Source organism: Pseudomonas sp. RW10S2 (genome assembly GCF_014268985.1).
Classification (GTDB): Bacteria; Pseudomonadota; Gammaproteobacteria; order Pseudomonadales; family Pseudomonadaceae; genus Aquipseudomonas; species Aquipseudomonas wayambapalatensis.
Window position 1 is genome coordinate 1 of the sequence record NZ_JABWRO010000111.1, and the last position, 18,699, is coordinate 18,699.

18 protein-coding genes are annotated in these 18,699 nt (G+C 65.0%); 8 read left to right on the forward strand and 10 right to left on the reverse strand.

What is annotated here, in order from left to right; all coding sequences use genetic code 11:
- Window positions 1-118: 118 nt before the first annotated feature.
- The 3 genes from HU729_RS20470 to HU729_RS20480 all read right to left on the reverse strand — a co-directional run bounded on the left by HU729_RS20470 (window position 119) and on the right by HU729_RS20480 (window position 3,782).
- Entirely contained in the window at window positions 119-2,347 is a 2,229-nt protein-coding gene (locus tag HU729_RS20470) for an ATP-binding protein (protein WP_186711383.1), read from the reverse strand.
- A gap of 99 nt (window positions 2,348-2,446) precedes the next feature.
- Window positions 2,447-3,079, reverse strand: a complete 633-nt coding sequence (locus HU729_RS20475; protein WP_186711384.1) for a LysE family translocator — start codon at window positions 3,077-3,079, stop codon at window positions 2,447-2,449.
- Window positions 3,080-3,167: 88 nt separating this feature from the next.
- The gene (locus tag HU729_RS20480; RefSeq protein ID WP_186669137.1) at window positions 3,168-3,782 is read right to left on the reverse strand and encodes a LysE family translocator; all 615 of its coding nucleotides are present in this window, start codon (window positions 3,780-3,782) and stop codon (window positions 3,168-3,170) included.
- Window positions 3,783-3,892: 110 nt separating this feature from the next.
- Between HU729_RS20480 and HU729_RS20485 the strand changes: the two genes are divergently transcribed.
- A complete protein-coding gene (locus HU729_RS20485; RefSeq protein WP_186711385.1) occupies window positions 3,893-4,345 on the forward strand; it encodes an Lrp/AsnC family transcriptional regulator in 453 nt (150 codons plus the stop codon).
- Between the two features lie 312 nt (window positions 4,346-4,657).
- Window positions 4,658-4,951, forward strand: a complete 294-nt coding sequence (locus HU729_RS20490; RefSeq protein ID WP_238343359.1) for a DUF3077 domain-containing protein — start codon at window positions 4,658-4,660, stop codon at window positions 4,949-4,951.
- Window positions 4,952-5,056: 105 nt separating this feature from the next.
- Here HU729_RS20490 and HU729_RS20495 read toward each other — a convergent pair whose 3' ends face one another.
- Entirely contained in the window at window positions 5,057-5,959 is a 903-nt protein-coding gene (locus tag HU729_RS20495; RefSeq protein ID WP_186711386.1) for a LysR substrate-binding domain-containing protein, read from the reverse strand.
- Between the two features lie 116 nt (window positions 5,960-6,075).
- Here HU729_RS20495 and HU729_RS20500 point away from each other — a divergent pair, with 116 nt between their 5' ends.
- From HU729_RS20500 to glcF, 4 genes are all read left to right on the forward strand, one after another.
- Window positions 6,076-7,164, forward strand: a complete 1,089-nt coding sequence (locus HU729_RS20500) for an AbrB family transcriptional regulator (RefSeq protein WP_186711387.1) — start codon at window positions 6,076-6,078, stop codon at window positions 7,162-7,164.
- Window positions 7,165-7,234: 70 nt separating this feature from the next.
- Window positions 7,235-8,734, forward strand: a complete 1,500-nt coding sequence (gene glcD / locus HU729_RS20505; protein ID WP_186711388.1) for a glycolate oxidase subunit GlcD — start codon at window positions 7,235-7,237, stop codon at window positions 8,732-8,734.
- A complete protein-coding gene (gene glcE / locus HU729_RS20510; RefSeq protein WP_186711389.1) occupies window positions 8,734-9,786 on the forward strand; it encodes a glycolate oxidase subunit GlcE in 1,053 nt (350 codons plus the stop codon). The genes glcD and glcE overlap by 1 nt, the downstream gene beginning before the upstream one ends.
- A 9-nt stretch (window positions 9,787-9,795) precedes the next feature.
- Window positions 9,796-11,061: a glycolate oxidase subunit GlcF gene (glcF, locus tag HU729_RS20515; protein ID WP_186711390.1), complete on the forward strand. Its 1,266-nt coding sequence runs from the start codon at window positions 9,796-9,798 to the stop codon at window positions 11,059-11,061.
- On the opposite strand, the gene HU729_RS20520 is transcribed toward glcF, so the two are convergent.
- Together HU729_RS20520 and HU729_RS20525 are read right to left on the reverse strand one after the other, a co-directional pair.
- Window positions 11,015-11,755: a hypothetical protein gene (locus HU729_RS20520; RefSeq protein ID WP_186711391.1), complete on the reverse strand. Its 741-nt coding sequence runs from the start codon at window positions 11,753-11,755 to the stop codon at window positions 11,015-11,017. The genes glcF and HU729_RS20520 overlap by 47 nt on opposite strands.
- 81 nt (window positions 11,756-11,836) lie before the next feature.
- Complete coding sequence (locus HU729_RS20525) at window positions 11,837-12,049, reverse strand: hypothetical protein (RefSeq protein WP_238348409.1); 213 nt, start codon at window positions 12,047-12,049, stop codon at window positions 11,837-11,839.
- Here HU729_RS20525 and HU729_RS20530 point away from each other — a divergent pair.
- On the forward strand, window positions 12,048-12,530 hold the full coding sequence (locus HU729_RS20530; protein WP_186711396.1) for an Lrp/AsnC family transcriptional regulator: 483 nt from the start codon (window positions 12,048-12,050) through the stop codon (window positions 12,528-12,530). The genes HU729_RS20525 and HU729_RS20530 overlap by 2 nt on opposite strands.
- Window positions 12,531-12,569: 39 nt before the next feature.
- On the opposite strand, the gene codA is transcribed toward HU729_RS20530, so the two are convergent.
- From codA to codB, 3 genes are read right to left on the reverse strand one after another with little or no spacing between them, the layout of a single operon-like run.
- The gene (gene codA / locus HU729_RS20535; protein ID WP_186711392.1) at window positions 12,570-13,811 is read right to left on the reverse strand and encodes a cytosine deaminase; all 1,242 of its coding nucleotides are present in this window, start codon (window positions 13,809-13,811) and stop codon (window positions 12,570-12,572) included.
- Window positions 13,812-13,815: 4 nt separating this feature from the next.
- On the reverse strand, window positions 13,816-15,033 hold the full coding sequence (locus HU729_RS20540) for a PucR family transcriptional regulator ligand-binding domain-containing protein (RefSeq protein ID WP_186711393.1): 1,218 nt from the start codon (window positions 15,031-15,033) through the stop codon (window positions 13,816-13,818).
- Window positions 15,030-16,289, reverse strand: a complete 1,260-nt coding sequence (codB, locus tag HU729_RS20545) for a cytosine permease (protein WP_186669125.1) — start codon at window positions 16,287-16,289, stop codon at window positions 15,030-15,032. The genes HU729_RS20540 and codB overlap by 4 nt, the downstream gene beginning before the upstream one ends.
- Before the next feature lie 339 nt (window positions 16,290-16,628).
- Between codB and HU729_RS20550 the strand changes: the two genes are divergently transcribed.
- Entirely contained in the window at window positions 16,629-17,636 is a 1,008-nt protein-coding gene (locus tag HU729_RS20550) for a 5'-nucleotidase (RefSeq protein WP_186711394.1), read from the forward strand.
- 11 nt (window positions 17,637-17,647) lie between these two features.
- Here HU729_RS20550 and HU729_RS20555 read toward each other — a convergent pair.
- The coding region (locus HU729_RS20555; RefSeq protein WP_186711395.1) for a hypothetical protein at window positions 17,648-18,699 on the reverse strand (1,052 nt) is incomplete at its 5' end.

Consider the following 18,699-nt stretch of genomic DNA (forward strand, 5'->3'; position numbering starts at 1 on the left):
GTGGGAGCGGGCTTGCCCGCGAAAAGGGCACCGCTTTGTATGGCACGGGCTGCGCCCGTATTCGCGGGCAAGTCGGGGCGCCGAACCGCCCCGCCCCCGCAAAACAGAAAAACCAGCGTCAGCGCTCGGCTTGCGCGCAAACCAGCGGCAGTAACCGCGCCAGGCTCTGCGCCAGCTCCGCCTGCCGGAACGGCTTGCGCAACACCTCGAAACCACAGAGCTCACTGGGCGTAAGGTTGGCAAAGCCGGTGATGATCAACACCGGCAGCCCTGGCATACGCCGCCGCAGCCCCTGGGCGAACTCGGCGCCGGTGCGCTCGGGCATCATCTGGTCGGTCACCAGCACTTCCACGGCAAACCCCTGCTCCAGCACCTGCTCGGCCTCGGCCGCGCTCATGACCGCTTTCACTTCATACCCCAGGTCACGCAACTGCATTGCCGTGGCCTGAAGCACGATGGCTTCATCGTCCACCAGCAATACCCTGACCGGGCGCGTCGGCCTGGACACTTCATCCGCAGTTTCATCCCGACACAACGTATCGGCATCGGTAATCGGCAGCCACAGTGTCGCTGTCGTGCCTTGCCCCGGCTGCGAACGAATGGCGAATCCGCCGCCAGACTGCATCGCAAGCCCCTGCACCATCGGCAGGCCAAGCCCGGTGCCCTTGCCCGTGCCCTTGGTGGAATAGAAGGGCTCGCAGCAGCGTGCCAGCACCTCATCGCTCATGCCGCAGCCGTTATCGGCCACCTCCAGCCGCACCATCGCCCCTCGCTCCGGCCCCGCCGGCCGACCTGCCCGCGCGGTGTCCAGCCCCGCACTGATCCTCAGCCTGCCACCGTCCGGCATCGCATCGTGCGCGTTGATCACCAGGTTGAGCAGCGCCAGTTCCAGTTGATGCGGGTCCACGACGGCCGCCGGCAGCGCCGGGTCGATATCGACCTGCACCTCGATGGTCGGCCCCAGCGAACGCGTGATCAATTCGTGCATGTCACCGACCCGTGCCGCGAGGGAAACAGGCTGGGGCTTGAGCGTCTGGCGCCGAGCGAAGCTGAGCAGGCGGCCGACCAGGCTGCGTGCCCGCTCCGCCGCCTGCAGCGCGCCTTCGATCAGACGCGTCGAACGCGCCGCGTCGTCCGGGCGTCGGGCGATCAGCTCCAGCGAGGCGATGATCGGGGTGAGCATGTTGTTGAAATCATGGGCAATGCCGCCGGTCAGTTGACCAACGGCCTCCATCTTGCGCGCCTCATGCAGTTGCATGAGATCGGACTCACGCTCGGCCAGCATGCTGGCAACCCGTTCCTCCAGCGTGGCATTGAGCGTCATCAGTTCGGCCAGCGTGGCCTCCAGGTGTGCGGAGCTGGCGCGCAATGCCCGCTCGGCGCGGGCGTGGATGATCGCCGACCAGGTCTGCTTGGCCGCCTCTTCCACCAGCCGGCACTCATCGTCGGCGAATACATGGGGGCGATTGAAGTAGACGCACAGCATGGCCTCGAGCACGCCGCCGCGCAGCAGCGGCACCTTCAGGCTGGCGCACAGGTCCCTGGAGGCGCCAGCCGGGTAGTCGCCATGCACCTCATGACCCGCCTGCAATTGCTCACGCAACAAGCCGACATGTTGGCGCCAGAAGTGCTCCCCCGTTTGCGACGGCACCCCATCGACCCAGTCACGGGCGACGACATAGCGTTCGTCATCGCCCAGGTCCTCGGCGAAGAACACCCGGGAGGCGCCCAGCTCCTCACCAAGCAGGCGCGTGGCATAGGTCTCGATCGCCTCGGGTTCGTCCATCTCCGGCAGCGCTCGGCCCAACGCCAGCAGGAACGACTGACGCCGCTCGAACTGCACGCGCTCGGTGGTCTCGGTGACGATGCACAGCACCCCACCCACGCTACCATCGGCCTCGCGTACCGCCGAATAGGAGACATCGAAATAGGCGGTCTCGCCCAGGCCCCGGCGCTCGATGTAGAACGGCCGGTCGCGCGCCGAGAAGGTCTCGCCGGTTTCACGCACATTGCGCAGCAACGGTTCGAGGTCGTCCCACAATTCGCTCCAGTGCTCGCGGGCCGGCCGCCCCAGTGCACGCGGGTGCTTGGCACCGATGGTCGGGGCGTAGGCATCGTTGTAGAGCGCCACGTACTCGGGCCCCCAGAACAGCACGATCTGAGCCTTGGCCGGGAGGATGGTGGCCATCAGCGTCTGCAGGCCGGATGACCAGCTGCCTGGGGCGCCAAGCGGAGATTCGGTCCATTCCAGGCTCTGCAGCAGCGAGCCGACCGTGCCGCCGTTGATCAGAAAGCCGGGCTCCGGGCGCCGAGCGTGTTCGGTATCACGGTCCTGTAGTGATTTCATGTCATGCAGACCATCAGTGTTTCCAGGCACTGTATTGAGTATCTGAGGATATGAAACCCGCGCGGCGCAGATGTTCCATCCGCCTGTGCATCAGCGCGTTCAGCGACGCCCTTCAGCCAGCATGCGCACCGCCAGCGCGGCCAATACCGTGCCCATCAACCAGCGCTGTGCCTGTTGCCACAGCGGGCGCCCAGCAAGAAACACGGCGATGGAACCGGCCATCAGGGCGATGATCGCATTGACCGTGACGCTGATGATGATCTGCGTGGAGCCCAGTACCAGCGATTGCAGCAGCACGCTGCCGTGGCCCGGCTCGATGAACTGCGGCATCAGCGACAGGTACATGACCGCGATCTTGGGGTTCAGCAGGTTGGTCAGAAAGCCCATCATGAACAACCGCCGCGGGCTGTCGGCCGGCAGGTCGCGGACCTGGAACGGCGAGCGTCCTCCGGGCTTGAGCGCCTGCCAGGCCAGGTACAGCAAGTACAGCGCGCCGCCGATGCGCAATGCGTCGTAGGCATAGGGCACGGCCATCACCAACGCAGTGATACCGAGCGCCGCGCAGAGCATGTAGAACACGAAGCCCAGGGCGACACCCCCCAGGGAAATCAGCCCGGCAATCCGCCCCTGGCAGATCGAACGGGAAATCAGGTAGACCATGTTCGGTCCGGGGGTCAGGACCATGCCCAGTGCGATCAGGGCAAAGGCCAGCAGGTGGGAGGACTCGGGCATCGGGCGCATCCTTGGCGTGCGGAGAGAGCGCAGAGTGTATCCGCAGTGGGGCCGACCTTGGAACGCCCGTCAGTGCAAGGTGCTGCGCTCAACCAAGCTGCCCGAGCATCAAGCCCAGCGCAATCGCGATCATCACCGCGCCGGAGACCCGCCCGACGATCTTCGCTGCCTGCGGCCGTGTGCCCAGCACAGCCTTGGCGCCGTAGCCCACCATCAGGTAGATCACCAGCGAACTGCACAGGTGCACCAGGCCCAACAGGAGGATCTGCAGCGGCAACGGCCAGCTTGAGGTCGGGTCGGTGAATTGCGGCAACAAGGCCAGGAACAGCAGGAACACCTTCGGGTTGAGCCCGCTCACGCAGAACCCGCGCAGCGCCCAGCGCGAACCGGTCTCCCCTGCCAGCTCCAGCCCCGCCTGTGGCGCCGCCGGCTTGAGCAACAGGTTGCCGCCCAGCCAGAGCAGGTACAGGCAACCGGCGAGGGTCAGCAGCATCAGCGCCAGCGGGTGCCCGGCAATCAGGCTGCCGACCCCGGCCGCCACCACCAGGGTGGCCATGAAATGCCCCGACAGCATTCCGGCCACCGCCGGCATCACCCAACGCCCGCGCATGCCTGCCGAGATCGCGTAAGCCCAGTCGGCGCCGGGGGTGATGACGAACAGCAACGACACGGCCCAGAACGCGGCCAATACACTGAGGGTCATTTCGGGTGTTCCTTTCAGGGGTCTGGTTGAAAGGAAGATTACGGATTCCGCCCGGGGATTATCTTTCGTATATTGCCGACAACCTTGAACACCTTGGAAGATTCTCCCCCATGGATCGCACTGATCGAAAAATCCTTGCCGAACTGCAAAAGGACGGTCGCCTGTCGGTCACCGAGCTGGCCGATCGTGTCGGCCTGAGCCTTTCACCCTGCCATCGCCGGCTCAAGGCGCTGGAAGCGTCCGGGGCGATCCTCGGTTACCACGCACGCCTGGCGCCTTCGGCGGTGGGCCTGAACTTTGCGGCGCTGGTGTTCGTCACCCTGCGCGAGGTGACCCGCCAGCCAGTGGCCGACTTTGAAGCAGCGGTGACCGAGGTGCCGCAGATCGTCGAGGCGCAGCGCCTGTTCGGCGACCCGGACTACCTGCTGCATGTGGTAGCCAAGGACCTGCCGGCGTTCCAGAAGCTGTATGACGAGGTGCTGACCAGCATTCCCAATGTGAAACGGCTGAGCTCGACGCTGGTGATGAAGGAAGTGATCCAGGATCGGTTGTTGCCCATGTGAGTGAGCACCCTGAAATGTATCTGGAGGTGGCCCCGCCTTGAAACGCTTCCCTCGGACCGGTAACCTCTGCGCGCTGCTGTAAGTCCAGCAGTCGGGTTTGGTCACCTGGAATCATCAAGGCGCACTTAGCGACGCTATGCGTTTCAGCAGGAGGTATATACCCCCCGGCTGTTTCGATCTATGGCGGCTGTGCGTGGGGCGCCTCCGTGCGCGCCGGTTTCCTTGATTCCCGGTTGACCAACCCGCGTACAGTCGCCACCCATTCGTTTGGTCACGTTGCGTGGCGACTCCATTGAATCAAGGAGCGACACAATGACGAAAGGCTTGCCCGATCCCCCTACACCCACCACCGCGCCTGCGCATTTCGGTAGCTGCGACGGTAGCCATCGTGCACTGTTTGCGGTCTGTGCCGGTGTCGCGGCCGAAGACGCGCTGGTGCACTTGTCCACCCTGCTCAAAGGCGCTTCAGCGGCAAACCAGACCGCCATGGAACTGGCCACCGGCATCTGTCGGGATCTGCTGCTGAGCAATGATCATGGGCTCGATGCCTGCAAGGCGCTGGTCGAATCCTTGCTGGATGGGGTCGAGCAGCACGTTCAAGGCTGAGATCGCCAGGGCCGCAGTGCGGCCCATCGCGGGCAAGTCGGGGCGCCGAACCGCCGCGCCCACAAAAGCCCCCGCAAGTCTCGAGTTGCGGCGCACTATCAGCCATCAATCCCCGCGAAAGAACCCATCTCCGGCATTTCTCAGCAATTCCACCATCGCCCCCGCCGCCGGCGGCAGATACCCTTCGGCACGTACAGTCACCCCAACTGTGCGGCGCATGGTGGTGGCCTCCAGCGGCACTTCGCGCAACCATGCCATGCCATGCCCGTGCTCCAGCGTCTCGCGCGCGGCAAAGCTCAGCATGCGGGTCTTGGCGATCAGCCGGGGCAGCAGCGAAATCGAGTTGGTCTCGATCTGCACCTCGGGCAGCGGCAACTGATGGCTGCTGAACACATTGTCGATCCAGCGCCGCGCCGTCACCGTCGGTGCCGCCAGCACCCAGCGGTAGGTGCACAGGTCCTTCAACTGCACCTCACCCGAGAACACCGGATGATCGGCGCTGGCCACCACCACCGCTTCGTCCTGCAGGATGGGGTAGGAACGGAACTGCGGATCGTCGACGATCAGGCCGCAGATGATCGCGTCCAGCCGGCCTGAGCGCAGCAAGTCCTTGAGCATGTCGTCCTGGCCGATCGACAGCTTCAAGGTCAGCTCTGGCGCCCGCTCCAGTAGCGAAGCGGTCAGTTGCGGCAGCAGGTGCTCGGCCATGCTCGCCGCGCAGCCCAGGCGGATATTGCCCACCAAGCCGCTGGCGAAGTCGCGTACTTCACGCTCGGTCTCGGCGATGTTCACCTGCAACTGCTTGCCACGCGCCAGCAACAACGCGCCGGCATCGGTCAGCTTGATGCGCCTTCCGTCGCGCTGGAACAGCCGCGCGCCCAGGGATTCTTCAAGGCGCTGGATGCTTTTGCTCAGCGCCGGCTGGCTGCGGTTGAGTTGCTGTGCGGCGCGCCCCAGGTGGCCGAGTTCGGCGATGGTGGCGAAATAGGTCAGGTCACGTAGGTCCATGATCGATGAATTTCAGTTATGGATTCATAGAAAGTAGAAAATAGACTTGATCAATCCACAGGTCGATAATTTTCTCTGTCAGCCATCTCTGGCTCTCGCCGTGAAGGGAGATCGACTTGCCCCCCACCCTACCCCCCCAAGCAGCAAAGAACCCGTCCCCAACCCTGATCCTGCAATGGCTCGCGCTGATCCTTTGTGCCGGCGCCGCCGGGCAGATCCTGCACGCCCTCACCGTGCCGGCCGGGCTGTTTCTCGGCCCCATGCTGGTGGCCATCGTCTTCGGTGTATCCGGCGCGCAACTAAGCCTGCATCGCCAGGTGTTCCGTTTCGGCCAAGGCTGTGTCGGGCTGCTGGTGGCCCACTCGGTGACCTGGCCGGTGCTCGCCTCGCTGGCCGACGCCTGGCCACTGATGCTGTTCGCCACCTTCGCCACCGTCGCGCTCAGCGCGCTGGTCGGCCTAGGTACCGTGCGCTTCGGTGACATCCCCGGCAGCACGGCGGCCTGGGGCACCGCACCCGGCGCGGCCTCGGCGATGGTGTCGATGGCCGAGGACAACGGCGCCGATGGGCGCGTGGTGGCGACCATGCAATACGTGCGCGTGGTTTGCGTGGTGATGATCGGCTCGCTGGTCAGCCATCTGCTCGGCGCCACCAGTGTTGCCAGCGACGTGGCCCAGGTGCCGGTGGCCGCCGACAGCGTGCAACTGGGCAACCTGCTGCTCGGCCTGGGCGTGGTGCTGGTGGGCGTAGCCGTCGGCGCGAAGATGCCCGCCGGTGCCCTGCTGATGCCGCTGATGCTTGGCGCAGTGCTGCAACTGACGGGCCTGCTGCACGTCAGCCTGCCCAGCGAAGTGCTGGCCATGGCCTACGGTGCCATCGGCTGCTACATCGGCCTGCGCTTCGACCGCCAGACCGTGCGCTATGTGTGGAAGCGCCTGCCGACCATGATCGCCGGCGCCGTGGTGCTGATCCTGCTCTGCGCAGGCTGTGCCTGGCTGTTGGCGCGGGTCGCCGGCACCGACTTCCTGTCCATGTACCTGGCCACCAGCCCCGGCGGCCTGGATGCGATGGCGATCATCGCGGTGGAAACCCACGCCGATGTCGGCATGGTGCTGGCGATGCAGACACTGCGCCTGTTCGGGGTGATCCTGACCGGTGCGTATCTGGCCCGGCAGATCATTCGCCTCACACAGAACGCCCACTGAAGGGTGCACTAGGCCGAGGGGTAGCTATCCTTCCCCGCACAACAACGACAAGTGCCTGGTAGTCCGCCCCATGAACATCCTGTACGACGAGCGCCTGGACGGCGCCCTGCCCACGGTCGACAAGGCCGCGCTGCTGGACACCCTGCGCAGTGCTCTGCCCGACCTCGACATCCTGCACACCGCACAAGACCTGCGCCCCTACGAGTGCGACGGCCTCAGCGCCTACCGCGTGGTGCCACTGCTGGTGGTGCTGCCCCAACGCCTGGAACAGGTCCAGGCGCTGCTGAAGATCTGCCACGCGCACCAGGTGCCGGTGGTGGCCCGGGGCGCCGGGACCGGCCTTTCGGGCGGCGCCCTGCCGCTGGAACAGGGCATCCTGCTGGTGATGGCACGCTTCAACCGCATCCTTGAGATCAATCCCGCAGGCCGCTTCGCCCGGGTTCAGCCTGGCGTGCGCAACCTGGCCATCTCCCAGGCCGCAGCACCGCACGGACTGTACTACGCCCCAGATCCGTCCTCGCAGATCGCCTGCTCGATCGGCGGCAATGTCGCGGAAAACGCAGGGGGCGTGCATTGCCTGAAGTACGGCCTGACCGTGCACAACCTGCTCAAGGTCGAAATCCTCACCATCGAGGGCGAATACCTGACGCTGGGCAGCGATGCCCTGGATGCCCCAGGGTTCGACCTGCTGGCGCTGTTCACCGGCTCCGAAGGCTTGCTGGGCATCGTCACCGAGGTCACCGTCAAACTGTTGCCCAAGCCACAGGTGGCGCGGGTATTGCTGGCCAGTTTCGACAGCGTGGAAAAGGCCGGTCGTGCGGTGGCCGACATCATCGGCGCAGGCATCATTCCTGCGGGCCTGGAGATGATGGACAACCTGTCGCTACAGGCCGCCGAAGACTTCATCCACGCAGGCTACCCGGTCGAGGCTGCCGCCATCCTGCTGTGCGAACTCGACGGCGTGGAGGCTGACGTGCAGGACGACTGCCTGCGCGTCGAGGCCGTGCTCAAGACAGCCGGCGCCAGCGAGGTGCGCCTGGCGCGCGACGAGGCTGAGCGCGTGCGCTTCTGGGCCGGGCGCAAGAACGCCTTTCCTGCGGTCGGGCGCATTTCCCCCGACTACTACTGCATGGACGGCACTATTCCGCGCCGGGCGCTGCCGGGGGTGCTGCACGGCATCGGCGAGCTGTCGCGCGAGCATGGCCTGCGCGTGGCCAACGTGTTCCATGCCGGCGACGGCAACATGCATCCCTTGATCCTGTTCGACGCCAACCAGCCCGGCGAGCTGGAGCGTGCCGAGGCTCTCGGCGGCAAGATCCTGGAACTGTGCGTGGCTGTGGGTGGCAGCATCACTGGCGAGCACGGCGTCGGGCGCGAGAAGATCAACCAGATGTGCGCGCAATTCAACGCCGACGAGCTGACGCTGTTCCATGCGGTCAAGCACGCCTTCGATCCGCTGGGTTTGCTCAATCCTGGCAAGAACATCCCGACACTGCAGCGCTGCGCCGAATTCGGCGCGATGCATGTGCACCACGGCCAGTTGCCCTTCCCCGACCTGGAGCGTTTCTGATGGATCAGGATCACGACGACAGCTCGGCCCTGCTGGAGCAGGTGCGCCAGGCACTGGTCGACTGCACGCCACTGCGCATCCAGGGCAGCGACAGCAAGGCGATGCTCGGGCGCCCGGTCAACGGCCGGCCCCTCGACACCCGCAGCCATCGCGGCATCGTCAGCTACGACCCCACCGAGCTGGTGATCACGGCACGCGCGGGCACGCCGCTGCGCGAGATCGAGGCTGCACTGCACAGCGCCGGGCAAATGCTGCCCTTCGAACCACCGCACCTGGGCGACGGCGCCACACTGGGCGGTATGGTCGCCGCCGGGCTGGCAGGGCCGCGCCGGCCTTGGGCGGGCTCGGTACGCGACCATGTGCTGGGCACCCGCGTCATCACCGGGCACGGCAAGCTGCTGCGCTTTGGCGGCGAGGTGATGAAGAACGTCGCGGGCTACGACCTGTCGCGCCTGCTGGCCGGCAGTTTCGGCTGCCTGGGGGTATTGACCGAGGTATCGCTGAAAGTCCTGCCGCGACCGCGCAGCTGCCAGAGCCTGTGCCTGACGATGGGCCTTCGGCAAGCCCTGGATGAACTGGCGGCCTGGGGTCAGCAAGCCCTGCCGATCACGGCTGCCTGCCATGACGGCGAAGTCCTGCACCTGCGCCTGGAGGGCGGTGAAGGCTCCGTGGCCTCTGCCGCCGAGCGCCTGGGCGGTACGCTGCTGGACAACCGCTATTGGCACGACCTGCGCGAACAGCGCCTGGCCTTCTTCGCCGGTGACGAGCCCTTGTGGCGCCTGTCGCTGCCGCACAACAGCCCGTCGCTCAACCTGCCCGGCCGACAGTTGCTCGACTGGGGCGGCGCCCAGCGTTGGCTGAAGTCCGCCGCTTCGCCCGCAGTAATCCGTGAGGCGGTCGCGCACCTCGGCGGTCATGCCACCCTGCATGCCTGCCACAGCGCCAGCTTTCATCCGCTGGCCGAGCCACTGCTACGTTACCAGCGCAACCTCAAGCAGCAGCTCGACCCGAGCGGTATCTTCAACCCGGGTCGCCTGTATGCCGACCTGTGAGGGCCAAACATGCAGACCAACCTGAGCGAACAGGCCAAGCGCCTGCCAAGGGCCGATGAGGCCGAGCGTATCCTGCGCAGTTGCGTGCACTGTGGCTTCTGCACTGCCACCTGTCCGACCTATCAGTTGCTGGGCGATGAGCTGGACGGGCCGCGTGGGCGCATCTACCAGATCAAGCTGCTACTCGAGGGCCAACCGGCCACAGCCAGCACCCAGACCCACCTGGACCGCTGCCTGAGCTGCCGCAACTGCGAAACCACCTGCCCTTCCGGGGTGGACTATCACAACCTTCTGGACATCGGTCGTGCCGTGGTCGACGCGCAGGTGCAGCGGTCTCTGGGCGAGCGTCTGGCACGCCAAGGATTGCGCCTGTTCGTCCCAAGGCCTGCGTTGTTCAAGGCCCTGACCCGCGCAGCCAGGGCTTTTCGGCCACTGTTGCCCAAGCCGATGCAGGCCAAGCTGCCGCGCCAGGCGCGTGCCCCCAAACCACGTCCCGTCGTACAACATGCACGTCGGGTGCTGATGCTAGAAGGGTGCGTGCAACCGGCACTGTCGCCCAACACCAACGCGGCAGCCGCGCGGGTGCTGGATCGCCTGGGGATTTCGGTGATCGCAGCCCGTGAAGCGGGATGTTGTGGCGCCGTGGACTACCACCTCGACGCGCAGGCCGTCGGCCTTGACCGCGCTCGGCGTAACATCGACGCCTGGTGGCCGGCCCTCGAGAACGGCGCAGAAGCGATCGTTCAGACCGCCAGCGGCTGCGGCGCCTTCGTGCGCGACTACGGGCACCTGCTGGCGACGGACCCGGCCTACGCTGCCAAGGCCGCGCGGGTCAGCGCACTGGCATGCGACCTGGTGGAGGTCTTGCGCGATGCGCCGCTGGAGCACCTGGATATCAAAGCCGAGCAGCGTCTGGCCGTCCATTGCCCATGCACGTTGCAGCATGCACAGAAGCTCGGGGGAGCCGTGGAGGGAGTGCTCGAACGCCTGGGGTTCAACCTGACCCCGGTGCCCGACGGCCATCTGTGCTGCGGCTCGGCGGGCACCTATTCACTGACCCAACCCGCATTGGCGCAGCAGCTGCGCGACAACCGCCTGAATGCGCTGGAAAGCGGTAATCCCGAGGTGATCGTCACCGCCAACATCGGTTGTCAGTCACACCTCGACAGTGCCGGGCGAACGCCGGTGCGGCACTGGATCGAACTGGTGGACGAGGCACTCCCCGATATCAGCAGTTGCGCAGCCGGCGCAAACGACGGCGCTGACGCAGGATGAGCCAGGTCAGCCCCAGCACCAGGGTGCCCAGCGCCACTACAAGGCCGATCAGCACTTGCCCATAACGGGCCATAAGCGCCTGGAAACCGCTGACCTGGCGTATCACCTGGATATCCGCCGGGCCCTCGGCATGCACGATGCTGATGCCGCCCTGGGTGATCTGCGGGAAGTCGGCATCGAAGTACACCCACACCCGGCACACCCCGCCGGCCTCGATGGACGGGATTTCGATGATGTTGGTGGCGTTCTCGGGAATGCTGTCGTCCCCGGCGTCATCGCGCACCTGTACCAGGCCTTTGGCCGGCAGGCGGATATGCACTTGCTTGAGCGGCGTGTCGCGGGTGTTGCGCAAGGTGATGAACAGCCCGGTGCGATGGTCCACCAGCCCCGCCTCGAAGGGCTTGGCGAACAACTGCATGTAGGGCGTCTGCGCCTGGGCCACCAAGGCCTCGACCTGGTCACGGCTCAACGCCCCCTTGGCCAGCGCCTCGACACCGGCGAACAGGCGTTCGTACTTGAGTTGCTCACGGGCCTGGCCGATGCGCTCGTTGAACTGGCTGGGATAGGTCAGGGCCTCGTAGGCGACGTAGGCCTTCAGGCCTCGATCATCCTTGAGCGACGCATACAACACGACGACAGCGACGACGATGACCAGCAGGCCCGCAAGGGCTTTCCCGACTTTTTCCCAACTCACCTTGGCGGTTCCTTGTATCGCGGCGTGTGCGGTTGAAGACCGGGGCCAAGCGTGCCAAGTAAAGCGCCCATAGGCAAGCGTTCAGCGCCCCAGCAACACCGGCACCGACGCCACCAGCATGGCTATCCCCGACAAGGTCAGCAGCCCCAGCACCAGCCGGCGAAACGCCGCCTCGCTGATACCCAGGTAGACCCGCGCGCCCAGTACCGTGGGGATCAGCATGGCCAGGACCACCACGCCGAACCAGGGCAGCATCGCCAACGTCACCACACCGGTGCCCAGATAGGTGAGCATGGTCACCGCCAGCATCGACACGAGCAGAACAACGCAGCGCGACGGACGCCTGACCAACGTGCAATTGGCCGAGGAAGTCGGCCTGTCGCCCTCCCCTTGCCTGCGCCGCGTACGTCTGCTGGAGGAGGCCGGAATCATTCGTGGCTATCAGGCACAGATCGACCGCGATGGCGTGGGGCTGGGGTTGACGGTATGCGTTGGCGTGAAGGTGGAGCGGCACACCGAAGCATCTTCCGTCGCCTTTCGCCAGGCGGTCTCGGCGTTGAGCGAAGTGGTGTCGTGCCACCTGGTGTCGGGGGAGTCGGATTTTCTGTTGCAGGTGGTGGTGCCGGATCTGCGGGCCTATGAGCGGTTCCTGATGGAGGCGCTGCTCAAGGTGCCGGGGGTGACGGATATCCGCAGCAACTTTGCGATCACCACGGTGAAGGAGCAGACTGGCCTGCCGCTCGGGCACCTGCCGCAGGCGGTGGGTGAACAGTGATGTGTGGGGGCAAACAAACCGTTGCCCCCACGCAGCGCTTCAGGCGAATCGCTCGATCTGTGCCGGGGTACGGCGCATCAACACCTTGCCGCCCCGTACCGAAACCAGCGCATGGCCCTGGCTGCGAATCATCTCGTAGTCATCCGGCGCCGACAGCACCAGCAGATTCGCCGGGCGCCCCACTTCAATGCCGTAGCGCTCGCCCAGGTTCAGGGTACGCGCGCTGTTGTCGGTGATCAGGTCCAGCGCCCGCTGCAAGTCTTCATAGCCGAGCATGTGGCAGATGTGCAGGCCCGCTTCGAGAATGCGCAGGATGTTGCCGTTACCCAGCGGGTACCACGGATCGACGATCGAGTCCTGGCCGAAGCACACGTTCATGCCTGCACGATCGAGCTCTGCCACCCGGGTCACGCCGCGACGTTTGGGGAAACTGTCGAACCGCCCCTGCAGGTGGATGCTCTCGGTCGGGCACGACACGAAGTTGATACCCGACATCTTCAGCAGGCGGAACAGCTTGTAGCAGTAGGCGTTGTCGTAGGAGCCCATGGCCACGGTGTGGCTGGCGGTAACGCGCTCGCCCATGTTGCGCACCCGCGCCTCTTCGGCCAGCACTTCGAGGAAACGCGACTGCGGGTCGTCAGTCTCGTCGCAGTGCACGTCCACCAGGCAGCCGGTACGTTCGGCCAGGTCCATCAGGAACTTCACCGACGACACGCCCTGGTCACGGGTGTTCTCGAAGTGAGGGATGCCACCGACCACATCGGCGCCCAGAGCGACGGCTTCTGTCATCAGGGCGCGACCGTTGGCGTACGATTCGATCCCCTCCTGAGGGAAGGCGACGATCTGCAGGTCGACCAGGTGGCGGACCTCTTCACGCACCTCGACCATCGCCTTGAGCGCGACCAGCGTCGGGTCGGTGACATCGACGTGGGTGCGCACGTGCTGGATGCCGTGATCGACCAAGGCGCCGATGGTTTTCTTGGCACGGGCCTTGATGTCCTCGTGGGTGGTAATGGCCTTGCGCTCGGCCCAGCACTCGATCCCCTCGAACAGCGTGCCGCTCATGTTCCAGCGCGGCTCGCCGGCAGTCAGAGTGGCATCGAGGTGGATATGCGGTTCGATGAAGGGCGGGATCACCAGGTTCTGCGCCGCGTCGATGTCCTCGGCGTTGCCCAGTGCGACGGCCGCATCCTGGGGTTCGATGGCGGCAATGCGATCGCCATCGAGCTCGATCCGGAACAGGCCGGTCTTGCCACGCAGGCGGGCGTTGATGATGTTCATGGGGTTACTCCTTGCCTTGGCTTTCGCTCATGCGCCAGATCAGCAGCGCGACGGAAGCGTTCATGCGGAAAAGCGTGTCATCGAGCGACTGTCCGCTCAACTGCTCGATGCGTTGAATACGCTGGATGATGGTGTTGCGGTGCACCCCCAGGCGTTGCGCGGCCTGGGCGCCGTTGCCGTTTTCCTTGAGCAGCACATCGAGGGTGTGCACCAGAGCGTAGGGATGCTTGCGTCCGGTCTCGATCAGCGGGCCGAGGGTCTGGGCAACGAAGTTGTCGATCAGCGAACGGTCGGTAATCCCCTGCAACAGGCGCAAAACCCCCAGCTCGCTGAAATCGCACAGGCCGGTTGCCGGGCGCATGTTCTGCGCCACTTCGAGGGCCTGGCGCGCTTCTCCCAGGGCCTGGCGGTAGTGGGCGCAGTCTTCGGCCAGGCACGACAGGCCCATGAACAGCGCCATCTCGCCGGTCACCTCGGCCAGTTGCCGATACAAGGCTGCGAGCGCTGGGCGCAAATCTGGGGCGTCGGCCAACAGCAGCACGAAGAGGTCACCCGGCAATTGCGCCATGACCGCCCCGGCGACCGTGCGGCACCAGGCCTCCAGTTGTTCTTCGAGCGCCTGACGAGTGTTCTGCCACAGGCGCTCGGCCTGCTCCGGTCGATGCCGCTCGAACAGGCCATCGACTGCCGAGAGTCGCAGCGCGACCACACGGCGGGGCTCGTCCAGCGCCAGTTGCAGGTGTGCAGCCCGCTGGCGGGCAATGGCCAGGCTCGGGTAGTCGCCGGTCAACAGCTGGCCGAGGATGTCGTCACGCGAGCGCCGCACCTGCCCCATCTGCACCAGCGCCGTGCCGATCAGGTGGGTGACCACCACCATCTTCAAGGCGTAGGGCTGCTCGATCAGCGGCAGCCCCAGTTGCTCGGCACGCTCGACCACCGCCGCCGGAATATGCTGGATGAAGCTGCCGCCGGTGAGGATCACCAGGCCGGCAATACCGACAGCGTCGCCATCCTCCACCAGGCTCAGCAGGTTGGCCTCGCCACGCGGATGGTTGATACCGGTGACGAACACCAGCTCGCCACCCATCACCCATTCGGCAATGCCTTCGTTCTCCGCCACATACGGCCAGCGCACCCGCCGCTGCAGGTTGCGTGCACCGGCTCGCACGGTCATCTCTTCGAGACCGGGCAGCCCCAGCAACTCATCGAGTGCCAGGCTCACGGCTTGGCCTGTGCCACGGGGCGCACGCGCGCACCGACTTCAAGCAGGACGATGTAGCACAGCGCCGAAGCACCGATACCCACCAGCGGGGCGACCCACGGCGAACTGTAGGCCAGCACCGCCCCCACTGCGTAGGCGAACAGACCGGCGCGGTTGTAGCGTGGCAGGCTGACCGAAGCCAGGGTCGGGTATTTGCCACGGTGGCGGTACCAGAAGTCGGCCATGATCACCCCGCCGACCGGCGGAATGATCGAGCCCAGCAGCACCAGGAACGGGATCAGCCATTCATACATGCCACCGATCGCCAGCACGATGCCCACGCCGGCCGCCACCAGCGTCGCAGTACGACGACGCTCGCTGCGCACCAGGTGGCAGGTCGCCGCGGCCACGTTGTAGATGGTCGGGCCCTGAATGGTCCAGAGGTTCAGGCACAGCATCACCACCGCCGCGAACGACAGGCCCTGCAGCATCATCACTTCGACGATGTCGGCCTGCTGGTAGACCATCGCGCACCAGGCGCCTGCCACTACCATCAGGCCGTTGCCCACCAGGAACGCCACCACGCTGGCCGTGACCGCCACCCGGCCACTGCGCGACAGGCGGGTCCAATTGGTGGCCTGGGTCGCGCCGCTGGCGAAAGTGCCGAAGACCATGGTCACCGCTGCCGAGAAGCTCATCGTCTCGTGCGGCACCACGGCCATCAGCCCTTCGAAGCCACCCACATAGCGGGTGGCGATGACCATCGAAATCACCAGCAGCACGAACATCAGCGGTACCGACAGCCGCGACAGCCAGTCCAGCCCCTTGAAGCCAATGATCGCGGTGATGCTGAAACCCAGCCCGAACAACACCATCAGGGGGATGGTCAGGCCTTCGGACAGCCCCAGCAGCTTGACCAGCACGATCGCCACCGTCGCCGTGCCCCAGGCGTACCAGCCCAGTTCCGCGAAGCCCAGCAGGAAATCGGAGAGCCGACTGCCCGACTCACCAAAACAGAAACGCCCCATCAGCACCGTGTTGAGGCCACTGCGCGAGGCGATGAAAGCCAGCGTTGCCGCATAGATCGCCAGCAAGGTGTTGCCGATGGTGGCGATCCACAGCATGTCGACGAAATTGAAGGCCATGCCCAGCTTGCCGCCAGCGAACATGGTGCCGGTGAAGAAGGTGAAGCTGAACAGGACCATGGCAATCGGCAGCAGGCCCTTGCGGGCGTGCTGGGGGGCTTCGGTCAGGGGGAATTCGCCGGGTGAGCTCATTTTTATAGTGTTCCAGTGTTAGGGGGTTGGCGCTGGCGGAGCAATAACTGGGCCGGATTCAGGGTAGACGATGATCAGGCTGGGAGTTGGGCTATAGCGATATCCGCTCATGTGCTATGTGCACATAATTTATTGATTTCTGGAAAATTTTGTGGGCTTTATATCTCATTTTGACGCACGCGTGCACCTTTGGGTGGCGGACTTGCGCCAGCACGCCGGGGATTTCCAGCGCTTTGTGCCGACGAACACCTTGAGCATCACGGCTATCCTTCCTTGGCAGTACAATCATGGCCGCACCGCGCCAGGTCTCGGTGATACCTCTCGGTTCAGGACTTCTCCATGCCCTACCCCATCGAACAGAAACTTGTCGTCGGCGTTGCCTCCAGTGCGCTGTTCGACCTCGCTGAATCCGACGACATCTATCAAAGCGAAGGCGTCGAAGCCTATCGCCAGCATCATGAAGCGAACCTCGACAATCCGTTCCCCCGGGGCGTGGCCTTCCCGTTCATCCGCCGTTTCCTGAGCATCAACAAGGCCTTCCCCGGGCAACTGCCGGTGGAAGTGGTGCTGCTGTCGCGCAACTCGCCCGAAACCGGGCTGCGGGTCTTTCGCTCGATCACGCATTACGGTCTGGACATCACCCGCGCGGCATTCATGTCGGGCCGCTCGCCCTACGAATACATCCCGGCGTTCAACGCGTCGCTGTTTCTCAGCGCCAACGAAGAAGACGTGCAGCGCGCCATCGACGCCGACTATCCGGCCGGCCTGGTGCTGCCCACACGCATCTACGACGACGAGATCGACACCGAACTGCGCGTAGCCTTCGACTTCGACGGCGTGATCGCCGACGACGAAGCCGAGACGGTCTACAAGCAGCACAACAACCTCCACGACTTCCAGGCCCACGAGTTCGCCCGCAAGGCTATCCCGCATCAGCCGGGACCGCTGGCAGACCTGTACCGCAAGCTCTCGCACATCCGCACCCTGGAAGACCAGAAGCTTGCGCAAGACCCTGACTACAAGCGCATCCTGCGCATTGCCATCGTTACCGCGCGCAACGCACCGTCCCATGAGCGCGTGGTGACCACCTTGAAAAACTGGGGCGTTTCGCCAGATGAATCGTTCTTTCTGGGCGGGATGGAGAAGGGCCGCGTGCTGTCCATTCTCAAGCCGCACATGTTCTTCGATGACCAGCGCAGCCACCTGAGCTCGGCGGCGGGCAACCTGCCGATGGTTCATGTGCCGTTCGGGGTGGCCAACCGCAACGTCGCCAGCCAGCCTGCGCAGCTGGAGGTGATGACTCAGAGCACTGGCGAAGCTACGAGTGAACAGGCGACAGGCCGATAAAGGCCGCATGCCTAGCGCTTGTCCTGCAGCATTTGCCCACGTATTTGCTGCCAGCCCATTCGCCGGTCCGCCGCCTCTTGCCACTGCGCCCGTTGCGGCTCGCGCTGCACGATTGGCAACAGCAGCGGCGGCAAGCGCTCCACCTGGCTGCTGCGGGTGAAGATGCACAGGCGGGTGTAGTCAGGTAGTTGGTGGAGCTTGGCCCCAAGCAGGCTGTGTGGGCACAGCAACAGCAGGTCACCGAAGGCGAACAGCTGGTAGGCCCTGACCTGCACCTTGCCATCGTGACGCAGACGGCTGTGCCAGAGCAGCGGATCGATATCGGCCAGTGTCACCTGGCGATCGAGCACGTAGCGCTGGGAGAAACCCTGGCGTACTTCCAGGCTGCCGGCCACCGAATAGGTGATGCTCGACATCGCGCCCTTGGCGGTGGTTAGAAAGATCACGAAGAACAGCAAGGCGCCGCCGATGCCTGCGGCGACTTTGCGGTAGATATCGCCTTTGAACACGAAGTACAGCATCGAAGGCAGCAGGCTCATCAGCAGCGTGAACAGTGAAAAGCCTGCCACGAACGACACCGCCGCCTCGTTATCCCGCCCGACGTAGGTGTCGATGATCAACAGCATCGACAACGAACTGGCGATGACGGCGAACACCAGGGTGAACGAAAGAAAGATCCCGAGAAACCAGCGATCGGCCTTGCCCTTGTTCTTCGGCGCCGCGAGAACGAACAACGACCTGAACGACCGGGAGAAGAACAGCGCGGCGAACGCCAGCAAGGTGGCTGCCGAGATCAACAGCATGGCGACGCCGGGGCTGAGCATTCGGTGGTAGAAGAAGCCCAGGACGATGAAGGCGGCGTAGCCCACCGCCAACGGAATCACCAGCCACAGCGCGACATGGCGGGTGAGCCAGCGCACCCTGCCGAACAGCGATACCGCCGTGCCGTAGAGCCACGACGAGCCCATCAGGATGATCAGGTGGGAGAACATCACCGCGACAACCACGAACATCCAGGCGGCGAGTGACGACTTGGAATCCAGCGCCGACATGAACAGGTCGG

Bases quoted from the DNA above. Each gene is read 5' to 3' on its own strand.
- HU729_RS20470 (WP_186711383.1), bottom strand. From the start codon at position 2,347: ATGAAATCACTACAGGACCGTGATACCGAACACGCTCGGCGCCCGGAG.
- HU729_RS20475 (WP_186711384.1), bottom strand. From the start codon at position 3,079: ATGCCCGAGTCCTCCCACCTGCTGGCCTTTGCCCTGATCGCACTGGGC.
- HU729_RS20480 (WP_186669137.1), bottom strand. From the start codon at position 3,782: ATGACCCTCAGTGTATTGGCCGCGTTCTGGGCCGTGTCGTTGCTGTTC.
- HU729_RS20485 (WP_186711385.1), top strand. From the start codon at position 3,893: ATGGATCGCACTGATCGAAAAATCCTTGCCGAACTGCAAAAGGACGGT.
- HU729_RS20490 (WP_238343359.1), top strand. From the start codon at position 4,658: ATGACGAAAGGCTTGCCCGATCCCCCTACACCCACCACCGCGCCTGCG.
- HU729_RS20495 (WP_186711386.1), bottom strand. From the start codon at position 5,959: ATGGACCTACGTGACCTGACCTATTTCGCCACCATCGCCGAACTCGGC.
- glcD (WP_186711388.1), top strand. From the start codon at position 7,235: ATGAACATCCTGTACGACGAGCGCCTGGACGGCGCCCTGCCCACGGTC.
- glcE (WP_186711389.1), top strand. From the start codon at position 8,734: ATGGATCAGGATCACGACGACAGCTCGGCCCTGCTGGAGCAGGTGCGC.
- glcF (WP_186711390.1), top strand. From the start codon at position 9,796: ATGCAGACCAACCTGAGCGAACAGGCCAAGCGCCTGCCAAGGGCCGAT.
- HU729_RS20530 (WP_186711396.1), top strand. From the start codon at position 12,048: ATGGTCACCGCCAGCATCGACACGAGCAGAACAACGCAGCGCGACGGA.
- HU729_RS20525 (WP_238348409.1), bottom strand. From the start codon at position 12,049: ATGCTCACCTATCTGGGCACCGGTGTGGTGACGTTGGCGATGCTGCCC.
- codA (WP_186711392.1), bottom strand. From the start codon at position 13,811: ATGAACATCATCAACGCCCGCCTGCGTGGCAAGACCGGCCTGTTCCGG.
- codB (WP_186669125.1), bottom strand. From the start codon at position 16,289: ATGAGCTCACCCGGCGAATTCCCCCTGACCGAAGCCCCCCAGCACGCC.
- HU729_RS20550 (WP_186711394.1), top strand. From the start codon at position 16,629: ATGCCCTACCCCATCGAACAGAAACTTGTCGTCGGCGTTGCCTCCAGT.